At 46.4% G+C, this 17,541-nt stretch carries 16 protein-coding genes and 1 tRNA gene; 8 read left to right on the top strand and 9 right to left on the bottom strand.

Annotated elements, in window-relative coordinates:
* The first annotated feature begins 27 nt into the window (after window positions 1-27).
* Both P3C17_RS07835 and P3C17_RS07830 read left to right on the top strand, forming a co-directional pair.
* A complete protein-coding gene (locus P3C17_RS07835; RefSeq protein WP_300928892.1) occupies window positions 28-783 on the top strand; it encodes a hypothetical protein in 756 nt (251 codons plus the stop codon).
* Window positions 784-863: 80 nt separating this feature from the next.
* Entirely contained in the window at window positions 864-1,622 is a 759-nt protein-coding gene (locus P3C17_RS07830; protein WP_300928891.1) for a TerC family protein, read from the top strand.
* A gap of 30 nt (window positions 1,623-1,652) precedes the next feature.
* On the opposite strand, the gene P3C17_RS07825 is transcribed toward P3C17_RS07830, so the two are convergent.
* From P3C17_RS07825 to P3C17_RS07810, 4 genes are all read right to left on the bottom strand, one after another.
* On the bottom strand, window positions 1,653-2,684 hold the full coding sequence (locus tag P3C17_RS07825) for a DUF2955 domain-containing protein (protein ID WP_300928890.1): 1,032 nt from the start codon (window positions 2,682-2,684) through the stop codon (window positions 1,653-1,655).
* A gap of 47 nt (window positions 2,685-2,731) precedes the next feature.
* Window positions 2,732-3,796 carry an HlyD family secretion protein gene (locus P3C17_RS07820; protein ID WP_300928889.1) on the bottom strand — a complete coding sequence of 355 codons (1,065 nt, stop codon included), beginning with the start codon at window positions 3,794-3,796 and terminating at the stop codon, window positions 2,732-2,734.
* Window positions 3,793-4,245: a MarR family transcriptional regulator gene (locus P3C17_RS07815; RefSeq protein WP_300928888.1), complete on the bottom strand. Its 453-nt coding sequence runs from the start codon at window positions 4,243-4,245 to the stop codon at window positions 3,793-3,795. Before P3C17_RS07815 ends, P3C17_RS07820 begins: the two co-directional genes overlap by 4 nt.
* 131 nt (window positions 4,246-4,376) lie before the next feature.
* Window positions 4,377-5,003, bottom strand: a complete 627-nt coding sequence (locus tag P3C17_RS07810; RefSeq protein WP_300928887.1) for a trimeric intracellular cation channel family protein — start codon at window positions 5,001-5,003, stop codon at window positions 4,377-4,379.
* A gap of 131 nt (window positions 5,004-5,134) precedes the next feature.
* On the opposite strand from P3C17_RS07810, the gene P3C17_RS07805 reads away from it, so the two are divergent.
* From P3C17_RS07805 to P3C17_RS07795, 3 genes are all read left to right on the top strand, one after another.
* Window positions 5,135-6,100: a hypothetical protein gene (locus tag P3C17_RS07805; RefSeq protein ID WP_300928886.1), complete on the top strand. Its 966-nt coding sequence runs from the start codon at window positions 5,135-5,137 to the stop codon at window positions 6,098-6,100.
* Window positions 6,101-6,185: 85 nt separating this feature from the next.
* Window positions 6,186-8,261 carry a TonB-dependent receptor gene (locus tag P3C17_RS07800; protein ID WP_300928885.1) on the top strand — a complete coding sequence of 692 codons (2,076 nt, stop codon included), beginning with the start codon at window positions 6,186-6,188 and terminating at the stop codon, window positions 8,259-8,261.
* Window positions 8,262-8,278: 17 nt separating this feature from the next.
* Window positions 8,279-9,337, top strand: coding sequence for a PepSY-associated TM helix domain-containing protein (locus P3C17_RS07795; protein WP_300928884.1), 1,059 nt, complete (start codon window positions 8,279-8,281; stop codon window positions 9,335-9,337).
* 169 nt (window positions 9,338-9,506) lie between these two features.
* On the opposite strand, the gene P3C17_RS07790 is transcribed toward P3C17_RS07795, so the two are convergent.
* From P3C17_RS07790 to leuA, 5 genes are all read right to left on the bottom strand, one after another.
* On the bottom strand, window positions 9,507-9,878 hold the full coding sequence (locus tag P3C17_RS07790) for a DUF3718 domain-containing protein (RefSeq protein WP_300928883.1): 372 nt from the start codon (window positions 9,876-9,878) through the stop codon (window positions 9,507-9,509).
* Window positions 9,879-10,131: 253 nt separating this feature from the next.
* A complete protein-coding gene (leuD, locus tag P3C17_RS07785) occupies window positions 10,132-10,734 on the bottom strand; it encodes a 3-isopropylmalate dehydratase small subunit (protein WP_300928882.1) in 603 nt (200 codons plus the stop codon).
* The gene (gene leuC, locus P3C17_RS07780; protein WP_300928881.1) at window positions 10,731-12,155 is read right to left on the bottom strand and encodes a 3-isopropylmalate dehydratase large subunit; all 1,425 of its coding nucleotides are present in this window, start codon (window positions 12,153-12,155) and stop codon (window positions 10,731-10,733) included. The genes leuD and leuC overlap by 4 nt, the downstream gene beginning before the upstream one ends.
* The gene (gene leuB, locus P3C17_RS07775; protein WP_346015661.1) at window positions 12,155-13,237 is read right to left on the bottom strand and encodes a 3-isopropylmalate dehydrogenase; all 1,083 of its coding nucleotides are present in this window, start codon (window positions 13,235-13,237) and stop codon (window positions 12,155-12,157) included. Before leuB ends, leuC begins: the two co-directional genes overlap by 1 nt.
* Before the next feature lie 2 nt (window positions 13,238-13,239).
* Window positions 13,240-14,811: a 2-isopropylmalate synthase gene (gene leuA / locus P3C17_RS07770; RefSeq protein WP_300929374.1), complete on the bottom strand. Its 1,572-nt coding sequence runs from the start codon at window positions 14,809-14,811 to the stop codon at window positions 13,240-13,242.
* A gap of 477 nt (window positions 14,812-15,288) precedes the next feature.
* On the opposite strand from leuA, the gene P3C17_RS07765 reads away from it, so the two are divergent.
* The 3 genes from P3C17_RS07765 to P3C17_RS07755 all read left to right on the top strand — a co-directional run bounded on the left by P3C17_RS07765 (window position 15,289) and on the right by P3C17_RS07755 (window position 17,389).
* Window positions 15,289-15,375, top strand: a tRNA-Leu gene (locus P3C17_RS07765).
* A 102-nt stretch (window positions 15,376-15,477) separates the two neighbouring features.
* On the top strand, window positions 15,478-16,707 hold the full coding sequence (locus P3C17_RS07760) for an adenosine deaminase family protein (RefSeq protein WP_008899184.1): 1,230 nt from the start codon (window positions 15,478-15,480) through the stop codon (window positions 16,705-16,707).
* A 481-nt stretch (window positions 16,708-17,188) separates the two neighbouring features.
* Entirely contained in the window at window positions 17,189-17,389 is a 201-nt protein-coding gene (locus P3C17_RS07755) for a hypothetical protein (protein WP_300928879.1), read from the top strand.
* The last annotated feature ends 152 nt before the right edge of the window (window positions 17,390-17,541 follow it).

The following is a 17,541-nucleotide window of genomic DNA, read 5'->3' as shown; positions in this document are numbered from 1 at the left end:
CAGTATCATTGAAGAAGTTGGAGTTGCATGCGCCTTGCACTTGTTTTGTTATTCGGTGGTTGTTTCTGTTGGAGCCTGCAGGCGAAAACCTATGTGATAGGTATAGAGCAACTGGATTATTATCCACATTACGATTTTCTGTCGCCGCAGCCACGCGGCTATTTTTTTGATCTGATCCAGCTCTACAGCCAATGGAGTGGTGACGAGTTTCGCTTCAAGGCTTTGCCTGTCAAACGTTTATACAAAGATTCAGTGGAGTTAACTGACTTTGTTTACCCGGATAACAAGGCATGGCAACCTCATTTAGATATCGATCAGAACCTGGCCAAATACTTCAGTGCTCCGGTGATTTATACCTTAGGTTCCACACTGGTTTTACCGGAAAAACGGTTCATGCAGCTGGCTGATTTTAAAGTGCTGGCCAATATTCATGGTTTTTCACCAAGCCTGTGGCTGCAGCTGAAGCAAACACATAAGTTTAAAATTCTGGATGTAGCTGATGCTGAATCGGCCTTACGTATGGCGATTCGGGGCAGGGTGGATGCTGCGAATGTCGAATACAATGTAGCTCAATACCATTTACAACAAATGCAGTCGCCTGGCGAATTAGTGATGGCGGAACACCTGCCTTTTACCAATCTGGCTTTTCACTTATCCAGCCAAAAGCATCCGGAGCAAATTCGGCGTTTTAATCAGTTTCTGATTGAACAACAAGACCAGATCCAACAGTTGAAACAACGCTACGGTCTGGTTGAATACAAGGAACAACTACCAAAGTCCTGAGATATAGCATAGCTGACAGCTGAAATTCGTCAGTAAAGCCGCTACACTAGCCAGCATTAACTAAACCTTGGAAATCTTCTATGTTTGAATGGATCGCAAGTCCTGAGGCCTGGATTGCGTTGGGTACTCTTGCAGCTTTGGAAATAGTGCTGGGTATCGACAATATAATCTTCTTATCAATTTTGGTATCACGTTTACCTGCACATCAACGGGATTTCGCTCGTCGTGTCGGTTTGGGTTTAGCCATGTTTGCCCGCCTGGCGTTGTTATTCTCAATTTCATGGGTGATGGGCTTAACTGAAAATTGGTTTACTGTGCTTGGCAACGATATTTCAGGCCGCGATGTGATTTTAATAGGTGGTGGTTTGTTCCTGCTGGCCAAATCCACTCAGGAAATTCACCATAGCCTCGAAGGTATAGAACAAGAAACAACTGGCCCTAAAGTGGTGGCTAATAGTTTGTTTATGGTGTTGATCCAAATTGCCATTTTAGACATTGTGTTCTCGCTGGATTCTGTGATCACCGCAGTGGGTCTGGTAAATGACATTGAGATTATGGCTATAGCTATTATTTCAGCTGTGCTTGTGATGTTGTTTGCGGCCAAATCCATTGGTGAATTTGTCGACGCGCATCCGTCCATTAAAATTTTGGCTCTGTCTTTCCTGATTTTAGTGGGCGTCACCTTAATGGTTGAAGGTTTTGATGTGCATGTACCAAAAGGTTACATCTACTTTGCGATGGCTTTCTCTATGACTGTGGAGATGATCAATATCCGCATGCGTAAAAGCCGTAATGTAGTGAAACTGCACAAAGCTATATCGGACGACAAAGCCGATTAAAGCCAGGTGAAAAAGACAAGATGAGCCCCATTAGTCACTGATTAACGGGGCTTTTTTATTCGTGCTTGTTTTAAGGTTGCGACGGTCCAACTGCAAATACAACACTGTGGCCAAGAGCAGAGTTAAAACTACAGCAACACTGACTGAGCTGATACGGTACAAAGCGCTGTACATCAAATCCTGATCCGGCTTTAAATACTGACCAAAAATAATGGCCATAGTTGTCATGCCACCAAAAGCTACACCGGAGCCCGGGCCTTCCAGTTGCTGAGCTCTGGCAAAAATCAGCATGCCGAAAAAGAACGCCAGCAGGGTTAAGGCTAAATGCTGGTAGTTGTCATACAACACTAACTGGACTGCTATTGCATAAGCGGATCCCAGTAATACGCCTGACGCTCGTTTGATACCAGCCTGCACTATGCCAGTGAAACTCATGGGCAACAGAATAAGGATACTGCTGGCCTGAGCAGACAGCGAATCCTGTAAATCCAACAACTGAAAGGCAACAAAAGACAAGGTTGCAATGGCAGCTGCGATCAGGCTCTGTTGTTGCTGTTCAAGCGGAGTTTTAGCCGGGGGCATTTGCATAGCTTGTTCTGGTACAGGAAAAAGCCAAATCACAGCACCACTAATCAGCAACGCAAACAACACCGCCAATAAAGCATTGCCAAGCATCTGACCCGGATCCATGCTGGGGTAGCTGGCAAAATGCAAAAAGATGCTGCCGTTAATAATGGCAATAGCAGCAAAAACAAAAAGTGCCCCTTTGGCCATCAGGCGGAATAACCACACAAAATAGCCAAAAACTGCCAGCGTCATGACGGCACTTAAAGCGCCCAGCCAGCTGTACAGCAACACCATCGCGCCAGCGAGCAGGTTAGCCGACACATACTGCAGCACAACAAAAGGCGTTAGTCTGGGGATTAACCCCAATAACAACACAGGACTGATGGTAAAAAATACACCCCATTGATCTGAGTTGGTCAGTTTGGCCAGCAGTAAACCAAGGCTGGCACCAAAGGCCAGCCGTAGTACTTTATTAAAGGGAGTGGGTGCAAACATAGCAGACTCTAAAATCTTTAGTAAACATAGCTTTAGTAAATGCCGCTTTAATAAACATAGTGCAGCATGCTAATCAGCTGGATTTGGCTTTTTGCTAAAGCCGCCAGCAGGCTGTTGTCTTTGGGGATCAGTTGCACTGTAGCCCGGGAGCCAACCACTAAAGCGGGCGGCATTTGCTGTTGCATGGCCAGATTCACTTTTAAGCGCTGCGCATCACGTACCCAGCGGCTGCTGCTGTCTGCTGTGGCTAAACGTCCATCCGGGGTGTTCTGGCCGTTGGCGACACCTGCATCTATATCCCGCACTGAAGCGCTGAATACTTTGCCGGGTAGGGCATCAAAAGTGATCAAGGCTTCGGTACCTTGTTGTACATGCAGCAGACTTTTTTCTCGAAACAAGGCACTGACCCAGCTTTGCTGAGTGGATACCAAAGCTACAGTAGCCTGATGACTGGCCAGATTGGTACCCACTTCCAATTGCAGATCTGTCACTATGCCATCGACATCGGCATACACCTTGGTTCTGTCCAGCTCAAGTTGGGCTGCTGCCAACTGATTCCTGGCTTGTTTAATTTGCACCAGTTCCTGAGTCGGAATAGCCAATTCAGCTTCCCGTTCATTCAAAGCCGCAATGCTGGCTTGCAGTTCAGCTTTGGCTTTTAGTACTGAGGTCTGGCTTTGATCCAGTTGTTGGCGAGGGATGAGCTTTTGATTATACAGCTGCTGATAACGCTGATCTTCCCGTTGCGCTTCCTGCAAGGCAAAACGCGCCTGATCGACACGAGCTGTTGCACTTTGCAAAGCTGCACTCAACTGGCGGTTTTTTTGCTGGCTTTGCTCCAGCTGTAACTGGGCCAGTTCTAGTTTGAGCTGGTAGTCAGCCGGGTCCAGTTCAAATAACAAATCGCCTTTTTTAACCTGCTGATTGTTCTGCACTGCAACAGAGACAACCCGGCCTGGAACCTGAGGGGCGACCTGTACCACGTAACGTTGCACCAGACTGTCTGTAGTCACAGGCATATACAAATCAGCGGCCAGGTAATAACCAAACACCAGTGCAAACAACACTAAGGTCCATTTGATCCAGCGGTTAAACAGTTGTTCGGCGCTCATGATAAGTCTCCGGCTTTTTGATCCTGCAAAAGCACAGCGGCTTGTTGCAATACCAGACTCAGCAGTTGTGGAAGCTCCTGCTGCTGCTGTGGTGTTAAATTACCCAGTAATTGCTGCTGCAAAGCATGGCGTTGCTGATTAATGGCAGCCACTAAGTCTGTTGCTACAGGTTGCAAATACAAAGCCTTCTGGCGTCTGTCCTGCTCCGATGGGCGGCGTTCAATCAGCCCCTGTTTTTCCAGTTGATCCAGTACAGGTACTAAAGACGGAGTTTCTACTGCTAACAAGCGGGCCAGTTCGGTTTGGCTAACGCCTTGATGTTCAGCAATATAAACTAGCGCGATGCCGGAGCTTTGGGTCAGGCCCTGACTGGCCAGTTGTTTATCCAATAAACAACGCCATTGGCGTGACAGTTGGTGGACTTGCAGGCCTAAACTTTGGAAACTCATAATTTGCTCGTTAATAATTAGGAAGCTAATTATATTTTAGTTAGCTTCCTAATTAATTTCAAGCCGGAGCAGCAAAAGCCCCATGTATTCTGTAAATAAAAAAGTACAATTGACCTGCTGCTTGTCTGGCTTTAGCGCATATCGTCAGCTTTTTTACCAAACACAGGAATGGTCAGATGCCAGCGAATAGCGGCTAAACGCAGGGTCAATAAGGCGGTCATCCCTGCGAGCATGGCGGGCATTTGTTCCATGCCAAAACCTAGCAGTTGCACGTACACCAGACCACCAACAATGCAGGTAATAGCGTACAGCTCACCACGGAATACCATAGGAATTTCACGGCATAACACGTCACGGATCATGCCACCACAAACGCCACTCATAGTGCCCATCATAATGGCAACAAAACCCGAAGTGCCGTGATCCAATGCTTTTTGCGTGCCCATAATGACAAAAAAAGCTAAACCAATGGCATCAGCAATTTGTAAGGTATTGTTTGGGATCACCAGTCGGTTACGAACAGCAAGAATGGTTAAACCTGCTGCAGCAAAAATCGCGAGGAAGTAACTGTTGTTGCTTAACCAAATCACAGGAGAGTCGAGGATCAGATCCCGTAAAGTGCCGCCTCCTATGGCTGTTACAGTGGCCAACACTATCACACCAAAGCCATCCATTTGTTTTCGCCAGGCCGCCAAAGTGCCAGATATAGCAAACACAGCTATACCTAATAAATCAAACCAATGGAAATAGAGTTCCATAGCACACCAAGAAATGAGATGAATAACGTTAAATTAACAGGCTTTTACATTGAATCACAGGTTCAGGCAGGTGTTTTATTTTCTGCTCATGCTAGTATGACGTCGTTAGTTTTGTTGAAGGAAAAGGGAATATGGGTAAAACGTTTTGGCTAGGGGCTGCGTTATTTGTATCGGCCAGTGCTTTGGCAGGTTTTTTTTATGCCAACCATCATGCGGAAGAACTGATGGCAGGACATATAGAGCGCAGTAATCAGCAGTACCTGCAATTGGCTGAACATGGCGATATGCCGCCTATTCATATGAGTTACAGCAAACTGTCTGCCAACGTCATTACCTCAAGCTATAAAATCCAGGATTTGCATATTGGTATTGCCGGTATGGGGGATTTAGTCACTATAGGCCAGGTCGAGCTTATTGGTTTACAGCGTGATGGTTTACCTGAAGACGGAGCGGCTCGCTTAAAAGACTTAAAGCTGGCACCACAGGCTTTGGCTTCTTTACCTCCTGAGTTAGCGACTTATCTGGGTACTTTGCTGATGGAGCTGAGTTATCAGTACAAATACAAAGCGAAAACAGGAGAGCTGTCTTTTCAGCAAGAATTACGTGTTAATCACCATTTTAACCTGAACTACCGTTTTGCTTTAACTGGGGTCACGGATTTATGGCATTTCGCTGAAGAAGTGAAACAACTGACTCCTGAGCAGCAACAGCAGCGGTCTGAGCAGCCTGAGTATTTACCTGATCTGATGAAAAAGGTGGGGGTGATAGCTATAGCCAATGGTTCGGTTGAACTTGAAAACAAAGCCTTTTTACAGCAATTCTTTGATCAACTGGCCCAGTCACAAATCACCGCAGATTACAGTGGCATGCAGCAGCAACTAACTGCTGCTTTGCAACAAAATCCACAAATTCCTGCTCAAATTAGCGAGCCCGTGCTGAATTTTCTGCAACAACCAGAACGCTTAAAACTCAGCTTTAAGTTTCAACAACCTCCTACTTTCTTCCAGATGCAGGATGGCTCGGCAATGGCGGGAATTGATACGGCGGAAGATTTTATCAGCTTTGCCAGTTTAACCCTGAAAGCGAATTCCAACTAAAACCAGACTAGTGGTTGATTCAACTTGACATAAGAATAGTTCGCATTTATAAATGCGACCTATTCTTATCTGCTCAGGTGTAGTGATGAAATTGTCCAGACTGGCATTAGCTTTGGCTTTGCCATTTCCGTTGTTAGCTGCAGAAACAGCAGCTGAAATTGAAACCATTCATGTGTCAGCAACCCGTTCTTCTTATCCGGTCAGTACGGTACCAGCTACTATTACCGTGATCGATCAGGAAGAATTAAAATCTCAGCTGGCTGTGACGCAGGACTTATCGCAAATTCTGGGGAATTTATTACCCAGCTTTTCACCGAGCCGACAAAAACTAACGGCCAATGGCGAAACCCTGCGTGGTCGCGAGCCGCTGTATATGATTGATGGTGTGCCTCAGTCGACTCCTTTACGTAATGGTTCCCGTGACGGCAATACCATAGACCCATCCATGATTGAACGTATTGAAATCATACGTGGCGCCAATGCGATTCAGGGGATGGGAGCCAGTGGCGGCATTATTAATATCATTACCAAATCACCGGCTGAGCATCAGCATCAGGTCAGTTTATCTGGCTCTGCGCCCACTGCAGGCGGATCGGACACTCAAAGTTACAAAGCCAGTTATTTGTTTTCCGAACAGTTTGATGATGTCTCTTTCATCGCTGGTGCTGCATTAAACAAAACAGGCTTGTATCTGGACGGTAACGGCAACCCTATAGGAGTCGATACCACTCAGGGCGATACTATGGATTCAGACACGGTCAATTTGTTTATCAAAAGCAAATGGCAGATGTCTGAAGATCAAAGTGTGCAGTTGATGATCAATCACTTTGATCTTCAAGGAAATAATAACTACGTTACAGTGCCGGGCAATGCGGCCGCAGGCGTTCCTACTACCTCAGCGCGTGGCGTCACCGAAGGCAAGCCGTCGCAAAATAAAGTGACTTCGGCTTCATTGGATTATCAGCATCAGGATCTGGCGGGCGGTCAATTGAACCTGCAATTATTTGCCCAGGATTTCGCCTCCATGTTTGGCGGCAGCAGAGCTGGCGTATTTCAGGATCCGGCGCTTGGCGTCAGTATTTTTGATCAATCCCAAAACATCTCAGAAAAAGTCGGTAGTCGACTGACCTGGTTCCGCACTAATTTGGCGGACTCTGGAGTGGATTTAAGCACTGGTTTGGATTGGTTGCGGGACAGTACTTATCAGGAGCTGGTAATGACCAACAGAAACTGGGTGCCTGAAACCGAATTCAACAACTACGCGCCTTTTGTGCAACTGCGTTACAACCAGATCAAAGACTGGACTTTCAGTGCTGGCGCCCGTTATGAGTATGGCCAGTTGTCAGTGGATGATTTCACCACCCTGGCTTCATCCAACAGTAGCTTTGTGACGGGCGGTGAGCCCAGCTTTAATGAACTGCTGAAAAACTTTGGCGTGGTGCATCAGTGGTCCGACAGTATTCGTTTGTATGCCAGCTACAGTGAAGGTTTCAGTATGCCCGATGTGGGCCGGGTATTAAGAGCCATTAATACACCCAATCAGTCTGTGGCTCAATTTCTGAATTTACAGCCAGTGGTATCAGATAACGCTGAAGTGGGTATTGAACTGACAGAAAACAGTTACCGGCTGCAATTGAGTTACTTCCAGTCAGACTCTGATTTAGGTTCTCGTTTGCAAGCGGATGCCGATGGTATTTACAGTGTAATGCGTGAACGAACTGAAATCAGCGGTTTTGAAGCCGAAGGCGAATATAACCTGAGTGAAGACAGCACGGTAGGCTTTACTTATGCCCGCACTGAGGGCCAGTTTGACAGTAACAATGATGGGCAGGTCGACAGAGATTTAGGCGGTATCAATATAGCGCCAGAACGGTTAAATCTGTACTGGTTACAGCAATGGCCTATGCAACTGAGCAGCAGAGTACAGCTTAGTCAGTTGTTCGATATCGATTATAACGATGGCTCCTCTTTTGAAGGCTACCATACATTGGATTTATCCGGTCGCTATGAAAGCAACAACTGGGGCAGTTGGACTTTGGGTCTGGAGAATGCGCTGGATAAACAGTACATTACCTATTATTCCCAAACCACTCCTGCCAACAACAGTTATTTTGCCGGCTTAGGCCGCACTTTAAATCTGAACTGGCAAATGACCTTTTAAGTGATCCGGTGCCCTGAATGGCCAAAAAGTTACACAGTTTTTTTGGCCTGATCCTGGCGTTATGGCTGGTGCCCGTCAGCCTGACAGGCTCAGTACTGCTGTATAAAAACGTTTTACTGCAATGGCTTTACCCTCAATTGCAGCAGCCTTTAGTCACAGATTTAGCCACCTGGGGCAAGGTATTAGATGCCTTGCCTCAGACTGACTACCACTTTGTCCGCCTTGCCAATGAAGAACGTCCCTGGCTGGAGTTATCCCGCCTGGATGGCACTTTAGAATACTGGTCTGCTTCAGGCGACTTATTGCTGAGCCGCGGCCCCTATCAGGATTTCATCGGCTGGTGTTATGAATTCCATCTGTATTTGTTCAGTGCTGAGCTGGGTGAACAAATGATTGGGGTACTGGGATTATTGGCGTTGCTGCTGATTGGATCCGGTTTATGGCATAGTTGGCCCAGACATTGGCGCTGGAAGTTATGGCGTTTACCCATGTCGGCCTCTGCTATTCGCTGGTCCAGACAATGGCATTTTGTGATGGGGTTCTGGACTGCACCCTTATTACTGCTGACCAGCCTGACAGGCACAGCTATGGTGTATAACCTGCAAGTACAACAAAGCTTAAGCTGGCTATTTAACGATCCAGTCGTCAAAGTGCCCGCAGTTGTTGTTTCATCTTATCCTGTCACGCAAAGTCAGTGGGCTCTTTGGTTGCCGACAGCGCAACAACAATTACCTGATGGGGTTTTACGTTTAGTCAGTTTCCGAAAGAAAGCAGAACAAGAACTATCCGTCCGTGCTCAGCTGCGCGAAGAATGGCACCCCAATGGCCGTACTCTGATTAAAGTTGATCCGGCTAGCTCCAGTGTTTTATCTGTGCAAAAAGCCACTGAAATGGGGCTGGGTAAACAACTTAGCCAACTGATTTATCCACTGCATATTGCTGCTGTTGGTGGAGACCCTTTCAAAATCCTGTTGCTACTGACAGGTGTGATCCCTTTGTTACTTTGGGTGTTAGGTTTGGTTTTTTACACAGAACGTAAAGCTTTGGACAGAGGTAAAAAGAGGTTTCAATTGTAGGGGCGGGGTTTATCCCCGCCCGTAAGCTTCAGGTCGAAGGATATAGCCAAAGTAATTAGAGTTGTAGCTAGGCGGCAAGCGACTGAGACCCCAGGAGCATAGTTGTCCTATGTGACTGGGGCGAAGAGCGCAGACAACAACGCTACGGCTTCAAGTACGAAGGCTATAATTAATCCTGGCCGATACGGGCTTTAATATCGTTGATCAGCGGGGATGCGGCTAAACCATTAGCGCCAGCCCATGCTTCCAAATCTTCAGCCACTAATGCTTTAGCAGGCATCTGTTTTACAAAAAATGAACCTGTTTCATAAGCATCGCTGCGCATCGCAAATTTAATCAGTGAATCGCCGTTGCATTGAATCGCATCATAAATTTTACGAACGTTTACTTTGTTATCTGATAGTACCTTGCGAACACGGTTTTTATCGTCGGCTTTAGTGTATTCACACAAAGAAGTGGCCCATTGGTCTTGTGCTAACGCCGCTGGCGCTGCTGCGAAATAAGCAGTTGCGAGTACTGCTAATGTAACGAGCTTTTTCATAAAAATACCCCTTAGAGGTTTATAGGTGAACTGGTAAATTTGATAATAATGAAACTATATACTGTCGGGTACTACTTTGCCAAGTATTACCTGCATTTTCTGATAAGCAAGTAGTCGATATAAATCAGTAGTTTACGGCTAGATGGCTGGCAGGTGAAGGAGCTGTATTGGGTATGTGAACATTAGGTTATGAAACAAGGTGTTGGCGTGCTGAATGAAAAAAGGCAGCAAAATTTTTGCTGCCTTGGAACTGTTAACCTAACCAGGGCTGCGCCGAGGCGCGTTGTTTTTCGTAGCCGCTGATTTGCGGTTCAAACTGCTCACTGGCACCGATAAAATCCAGGCCACTTAATAAACGCTGTTTAATATCCGGGTCTATCTGAAAACCTACGGCAGCATTATTGCCGAGAATAATCTGCTGGCCTGCCAAATCAATTTTCCATTCCTGTGTGCCTTGCTGGCAACGGCTGAATAAAAACTCGATATTGGATGCGCTCAGACTGATCAGTAACATGCCGTTGTTAATGCTGTTATTAAAGAAAATATCGGCAAAACTTTCGGCAATCACTACATTAAAACCATACTGCTGAATGGCCCAAGGCGCATGTTCACGGCTGGATCCACAACCAAAGTTAGCCCGGGTCAGCAGTATAGACGCGCCTTTGTACGCAGGCTCATTTAACACAAAGTCCGGGTTAGGTTGTTCGTTCGCCAGATAACGCCAGTCGTAAAACAAGGCTTCAGCAAAACCGTCGCGGCTGACCGAAGTTAAAAACTGCTTTGGAATAATCTGGTCGGTATCGACATTATTTTTATCTAAAGGGCAGACCAGCCCTTGTGCGAAAATCTGGCTCATTGGTATGTTCCTTCAGCGCGCTCTACATAAGAAATATCTACAAAACGACCGGCAATAGCGGCTGCAGCTGCCATAGCGGGACTAACCAAATGCGTGCGGCTACCACGGCCCTGACGACCTTCAAAGTTGCGGTTTGAGGTGGAAGCACAACGTTGGCCTGCTTCAACACGATCGTCGTTCATGCCTAAACACATAGAGCAACCTGGTTCACGCCATTCAAAACCAGAAGCTTTAAAAATATCAGCTAAACCTTCGGCTTCGGCCTGACGTTTGACCTGCCCAGAGCCTGGCACTATTAAAGCACGGACACCGGACGCCACTTGTTTGCCTTGCACCACAGCAGCAGCCTGGCGCAAATCTTCAATCCGGCTATTGGTACAGGAACCAATAAAGACCACATCGACTTTCAGGTCGGTTAACTTCTGGCCCGCTTCAATGCCCATATAAGTTAAAGCACGGCGCGCGGCATCGGCTTTAATTAAATCGCTGAAGGACTCAGGGGACGGAATAGGTTGATCGACTGCGATGACTTGCTCAGGATTCGTACCCCAGGTCACTTGTGGTCTGATTTTTTCAGCGGCAATAGTCACGGTTTTATCAAAGACGGCATCAGCATCTGAATACAGGCTTTGCCAATACTGCACTGCTGCATCCCAGTGTTCTGCTTGAGGCGCATGAGGTTTGCCTTTTAAATAGGTAAACGTCACTTCATCCGGTGCTATTAAACCGGCTTTAGCACCCATTTCAATGCTCATATTGCACAACGTCATACGGCCTTCCATGCTCATGCCACGAATAGCAGAGCCACAGAATTCAGCCACATAACCATTACCGCCAGCTGTCCCTAACTGGCCTATCACCGCCATAATCACATCTTTAGGTGTGACAAAAGGTGATAAAGAACCTGTCACTTCTACTTTTAAGGTTTTTGCCACTTGCTGCTGCAAAGTTTGGGTCGCCAGCACATGTTCTACTTCAGAAGTACCAATACCAAAGGCGATAGCGCCAAAAGCACCGTGAGTAGAGGTATGGGAATCACCACAGACGATGATCATACCTGGTTGAGTTAAACCCAACTCAGGGCCAATCACATGCACTATGCCTTGATCCGGGTGCATTAAATCCAGCAAAGGTACATTAAATTCTTTGCAGTTGGTCGCCAGGGCTTCCAGCTGTTTACGTGAGGTTTCCCCTGCCGCATCTATGCTGCGCAGTTGAGTCGAGACGTTATGGTCCATAGTGGCATAAGTTAAATCAGGACGACGCACAGTGCGACCAGCCTGACGTAAACCAGCAAAAGCCTGAGGGCTGGTGACTTCATGAATTAAATGGCGGTCAACAAATAACAAATCGGTGCTGCCATTGACAGGAGCCACTATATGGCTTTGGTAAATCTTCTGATATAAGGTTTTGGCCATCATTAAGCTCTCTTTGTATCAATAGCGTTTAAGGCGGCAATCACTGCAGCGCCTACGTCTGCTGTACCATAACTGGATGCTGAATTAATATCCCGCGTTACTATGCCTTGCTCTAAGGTAATGGCAACGGCTTGTTCAATAGCACGGGCTGCAGCTTCTTCAGCAAAGCTGTAACGAAGCATTAAAGCTGCACTTAAAATCTGCGCTATTGGATTGGCAATACCTTTGCCTGCGATGTCTGGCGCTGTACCACCCGCTGGTTCGTATAAACCAAAGTTGGAGCCGTTTAAGCTGGCTGAAGGCAATAAACCTAAAGAGCCGGCAATAGCTGCAATTTCATCCGACAAAATATCGCCAAACAGGTTGTCGCATAACAGCACATCAAAATGCTGCGGCGCCCGAATAAGCTGCATAGCAGCGTTGTCGATATACATATGTTCCAGCTGCACCTGTGGGTAGTCTTTAGCGACACGCTCTACCACTTCACGCCATAACACACTGGTCGCCAGCACATTGGCTTTGTCGATGGAGGTCACCTTATTGCGGCGTTTAGTCGCGGCTTCAAAAGCAACCCGGCTGATACGCTCAATTTCGTTGACACTGTATTTTTGGGTATCAAAAGCAGCGTCTTCGGTGCGGCCTTTTTCACCAAAATAAATACCGCCTGTCAGTTCACGCACACATAAAATATCCATGCCCTGGCTGCTGATTTTTGGGTGCAAAGGCGATAACTCGGCAAAAGCAGGGTAAATCTGACCAGGTCTTAAGTTACAGAACAAATCAAAGGTTTTACGCAAAGGCAATAATGAAGCGCGTTCTGGCTGCTGAGCCGGTGGCAGGCTAGTCCACTTAGGGCCGCCTACTGAACCAAATAAAATAGCATCACTGCTTTTGCATAAATTCAGTGTCGCTTCCGGCAAAGCCACACCCGTTGCATCAATAGCTGCGCCACCAATTAACGCTTCAGTGCTTTGGAAGCTGAAGTTAAATTTTGCTGAAACTACATCCAGTACTTTTAACGCCTGAACCATCACTTCAGGGCCAATACCATCTCCGGCTAATACGGCAATTTTATAGTTTTTCATCATTACTTCTCTGTCTGTGATTCAGATAAACGGCGAGCCTGCTTAGCGGCGTCTACCTGTTTGCTGCGTTCAATTAAATTTAAGACGTGCACATAAGCCAAGACTGAAGAGCGCACTATGTCAGTGGCTAAGCCTGCACCGTGATAACGGCGGCCCTGATGTTCGGCAATAATATCCACCTGGCCCAAGGCATCTTCACCACTGCCTTTAGCTTGTAAGTTAAAGTCGACCATCTTGACGTCAGCGCCGACAATACGCTGAATAGCCTGAAACGACGCTTCCACCGGGCCATTGCCTGTGGCGGCTTCGGTATGGGTTTCGCCATTAATGCTGATGCCCACAGTAGCGCTGGCAACATGGCCGGTATGAGTGGACGAGCTTAAAAACTCCAGTTTGTACGGCTCGTTGGTGTCCTGTAAGTTCTGGAAAAACACCAGCGCTTCTAAATCGTAATCAAAAACCCGGCCTTTTTGGTCGGCTAAAGTGACGAAGGCTTTGTAGATCTCGTCTAAGTTGTAATCTTCAGTGGTGTAACCCATTTCGCTTAAGCGATGCTGGATCACGGCGCGGCCAGAGCGCGAGGTCAGGTTTAATTCGTTCTGACGAATACCCACCTGCTCAGGCGACATAATTTCGTAAGTGTTTTGCGCCTTTAATACGCCATCCTGGTGAATACCTGAGGAGTGGGCAAAAGCGTTTTCACCAACAATCGCCTTATTCGGTTGAATAGGCATATGGCAAATCTGGCTGACCAAATGGCTGCTGCGGTAAATCTCAGTGCTTTTAATGTCGGTGTAAAACGGCAGAATGTCCGGGCGGGTTTTGATAATCATCGCCACTTCTTCTAATGAACAGTTACCAGCGCGCTCACCAATACCGTTGACTGTGCATTCAATCTGACGGGCACCAGCCTGAACCGCTGTGATGCTATTCGCCACAGCTAAACCCAAGTCGTTATGGCAGTGCACACTTAAAATGGCCTGATCAATGTTGGGTACTTTGTTGCGCAGGTCAGTAATGATGCGGGCAAATTCATTCGGTATGGTGTAGCCCACAGTGTCCGGAATATTAATAGTGCGGGCACCGGCCTTAATAGCTGCTTCGACAATACGGCATAAATCATCAATAGGAGTGCGGCCTGCATCTTCACAAGAGAACTCGACATCGTCTGTATAACGACGCGCCAGCTGAATAGCAGCAACGGCTTGTTCAGTGGCTTGTTCTAATGTGCGGCGTAATTTGTACTGCAAATGCAAAGGCGAGGTAGCGATAAAAGTATGAATGCGGCGACGTTCAGCATTAGCCAAAGCCTGGCCACAAGCTTCAATGTCAGCGCTGACAGCCCGGGCTAAACCACAAATAATGGGGCCTTTGACCTGTGTGGCTATGCTTTGCACAGATTCAAAATCACCTGGTGATGACACGGGAAAACCTACTTCCATCACATCGACATTTAAGCGGGCAATCGCATGAGCCAGCTGAATTTTTTGCTTATGGCTTAAGCTGGCACGCAACGCCTGCTCGCCGTCTCTTAAGGTGGTATCAAAAATCCAGATTTTGTCCTGACCACTCATCACATTTTCCTCATTCATTGATTTAAACCCGTTCTGGTGGCCTTGGTTAAAACAAAAAACCCCGGCCTGTGGCACGGGGTTTTTGGTTTACTGGTACAGTCGTTTTACCAATGCACAAAGCCCCGTGGCCTGTTGAGGAGCACGAGGAGAGTGAGCAGGTTAGCGAAACGCTGGTTTAAATTCATTGTTGTTTAAGTCTTCATTGGGTTTAATTTATACAACTGCTATTAGTAATATCACGGCACTTTTGGCTTTGCAACAGTATAGACGGCTAAATATCTAAGTATTTTTGTTTGGGTAAGAGTCACAGCCTGATGTTTTTTGCGGCAATCGCAGTGAAATACAGTTGTTTTTGTTGAAAAATTAGGCGGTTGATGCATTTTTTCAGTTTTTTTATGAAAAACACATGACGAATGCCTGTTATTCAGCATAAAATGCGCCCCGTTCTGCCAGTGTTGTCAAACACGCTCTGCTCATGCCCGGGTGGTGAAATCGGTAGACACAAGGGATTTAAAATCCCTCGCTCGAAAGGGCGTGCCGGTTCAAGTCCGGCCCCGGGCACCATTTCTCTTCTGTTATTCTTTGCATATTCCCTTTTAAATTCCTGTTCTGCCACTTAACTGCTATAACTAAAACACTTTGCTTATTTTGCAGGTTTATTCTGTTATGCATTTTTACTCTCTTGATTTTATTAAAGAAATGCCCAAGTCTGATCTGCATTTGCATTTAGATGGCAGCTTACGTTTAGACAGCCTGATTGAGATGGCTGCTAAAGCCGGTGTGAAACTGCCGAGTCAAACGGTGGAAGGTTTAAAAGAGCTGGTGTTTAAAGACAGCTACCAGAATCTGGGTGAATACCTGCATTGCTTTCAATACACCTGTGCCGTGCTGCGTGACATGGACAATCTGGAGCGCGCTGCTTATGAACTGGCCATCGACAACCAGCTTGAAGGCGTGAATTACATCGAAGTGCGTTTTGCTCCTCAGCTATTAATCGACCTGCCTACAGGCATAGATTTTGACCGTGTGATGCATGCGGTCAACAATGGTCTGAAAAGAGCGCAGCAGGAATACAACAGTCAGGCCGCTATTCTGAGCGGCGACAAACCGCCTTTTGCCTACGGCATTATCAACTGCGCCATGCGGATGTTTGGCGACAAAGGCTTTTCACCTTATTACACCAATTTATTCCAGCTGATGCGCGATTTTAGCCCTATTGAAGTTATTAAGCTGGCGGCGATGGAATTAGTACGCGCCAGTGTGCGGCTGCGGGATGAAGCCGGAATTCCAATAGTGGCTTTGGACTTAGCAGGGCAGGAGTCTGGTTATCCGGCCAGTAAATTTAAAGAAGTTTATGAGTTTGCGCATCAGCACTTTTTACTGAAAACCCTGCATGCCGGCGAAGCTTATGGCGCTGAAAGTGTGTTTGAGGCTATTACCGAATGTTACGCCGACCGCATAGGCCACGGTTATTCGTTGTTTGTGCCGGAGATGATCCAGGACCCGGCCATCAAAGATAAACAAAAGTACATTCGTGAACTGGCTTCTTATATAGCCGACAAACGTATCGCCATTGAAGTCTGTTTAACCAGCAACCTGCAAACCAATCCAGGCATCAGCGACATTAAGGCGCATAAACTGGGCGATATGCTGGACCACCGCATTGTGACTGTGATTTGCACTGACAACAGGCTGGTGTCGAACACCACAGTCAGCCGCGAATACAAATTGGCTTTGGATAACTTTGATATTCCGCTGAAGCGCTTAAAAGACATGGTGGCCTATGGCTTTAAGAAAAGCTTTTTTCCGGGCAGCTATGTAGAGAAGCGCCAGTACGCCAAGCAATGTTTAGAGTACTTCGATAAAGTCGCACAAAAATACGGCTTTATTAACTAACCAGCTTAATTCGAGCCAGAGTAAAAGTAAGTCCCTAAATTAATTTTACTCTGGCTCGAATTAGACACTCCCCGCGCTCGACTCCCTTTTTGCCCTAGATACTGCATTTTTGATGTTGGTTAAGTTGTTGAAATTAAAGTGAATTATTGTTTATTAATAAATCCAGACAAAACTGTCGCAAAAAGCATACAGTCTAAGTTGTTGAAATATATAGATATTAAATTAACCCCTGTTTTGCTGTTGCTAATTAGCGACAGATCTTTTGGAGTTTCTGTTCATTTTCAGAAAAAATTTAAAATAATCTTGCATAAGATGTTGTTATTTAAGGATTAAAAATTAATTTAGAAACTTGGCACGGACTCTGCATTTATTAGTTCGTAACGGTAAATTAGGTAAGAGGTACGATGTTGTTACTCTTACCTAATTTACCGGCAGGCTCAGCAAAACGCTGAAATGAACAGTAGTAAAGACGGGGTGAATTATGGACTTATTTTTAATCGCAGCTATCGCATTCTTTATGGTTAACGCTTTTGTATTTGTAACCTACATGCGCAAAATTGATTTAAACGGCAATTCAGTTTTAGAGTTAGAGCGTGTTCAGGCTGCTGATGCTTATGCCCGCACTGCTGCTAAAGCACGTAAAGCACGCACTGCTGTTGCGCTGGAACAAGCCACTAACTAATTAGTTGCTGTCGATACATGAAAAAAACCGGTCTCTGACCGGTTTTTTTATGCTCTGCAGGATTGCAGAGCACCCCAAGGGGCCAACGCGTTGCGTTGTTAAAAATCGTTCCAGACGATTTTTTATGCGCTGCCATCCATGGCGCTCACCCA

The sequence above is a fragment of the Rheinheimera sp. 1928-s genome (assembly GCF_029269265.1).
Lineage (GTDB): Bacteria > Pseudomonadota > Gammaproteobacteria > Enterobacterales > Alteromonadaceae > Pararheinheimera.
This window is presented reverse-complemented; position numbering and strand designations above follow the sequence as displayed.

Coding starts and splice junctions, on each gene's coding strand:
- P3C17_RS07835 (WP_300928892.1), top strand. CDS start 28: ATGCGCCTTGCACTTGTTTTGTTATTCGGTGGTTGTTTCTGTTGGAGC.
- P3C17_RS07830 (WP_300928891.1), top strand. CDS start 864: ATGTTTGAATGGATCGCAAGTCCTGAGGCCTGGATTGCGTTGGGTACT.
- P3C17_RS07825 (WP_300928890.1), bottom strand. CDS start 2,684: ATGTTTGCACCCACTCCCTTTAATAAAGTACTACGGCTGGCCTTTGGT.
- P3C17_RS07820 (WP_300928889.1), bottom strand. CDS start 3,796: ATGAGCGCCGAACAACTGTTTAACCGCTGGATCAAATGGACCTTAGTG.
- P3C17_RS07815 (WP_300928888.1), bottom strand. CDS start 4,245: ATGAGTTTCCAAAGTTTAGGCCTGCAAGTCCACCAACTGTCACGCCAA.
- P3C17_RS07810 (WP_300928887.1), bottom strand. CDS start 5,003: ATGGAACTCTATTTCCATTGGTTTGATTTATTAGGTATAGCTGTGTTT.
- P3C17_RS07805 (WP_300928886.1), top strand. CDS start 5,135: ATGGGTAAAACGTTTTGGCTAGGGGCTGCGTTATTTGTATCGGCCAGT.
- P3C17_RS07800 (WP_300928885.1), top strand. CDS start 6,186: ATGAAATTGTCCAGACTGGCATTAGCTTTGGCTTTGCCATTTCCGTTG.
- P3C17_RS07795 (WP_300928884.1), top strand. CDS start 8,279: ATGGCCAAAAAGTTACACAGTTTTTTTGGCCTGATCCTGGCGTTATGG.
- P3C17_RS07790 (WP_300928883.1), bottom strand. CDS start 9,878: ATGAAAAAGCTCGTTACATTAGCAGTACTCGCAACTGCTTATTTCGCA.
- leuD (WP_300928882.1), bottom strand. CDS start 10,734: ATGAGCCAGATTTTCGCACAAGGGCTGGTCTGCCCTTTAGATAAAAAT.
- leuC (WP_300928881.1), bottom strand. CDS start 12,155: ATGATGGCCAAAACCTTATATCAGAAGATTTACCAAAGCCATATAGTG.
- leuB (WP_346015661.1), bottom strand. CDS start 13,237: ATGAAAAACTATAAAATTGCCGTATTAGCCGGAGATGGTATTGGCCCT.
- leuA (WP_300929374.1), bottom strand. CDS start 14,811: ATGAGTGGTCAGGACAAAATCTGGATTTTTGATACCACCTTAAGAGAC.
- P3C17_RS07760 (WP_008899184.1), top strand. CDS start 15,478: ATGCATTTTTACTCTCTTGATTTTATTAAAGAAATGCCCAAGTCTGAT.
- P3C17_RS07755 (WP_300928879.1), top strand. CDS start 17,189: ATGGACTTATTTTTAATCGCAGCTATCGCATTCTTTATGGTTAACGCT.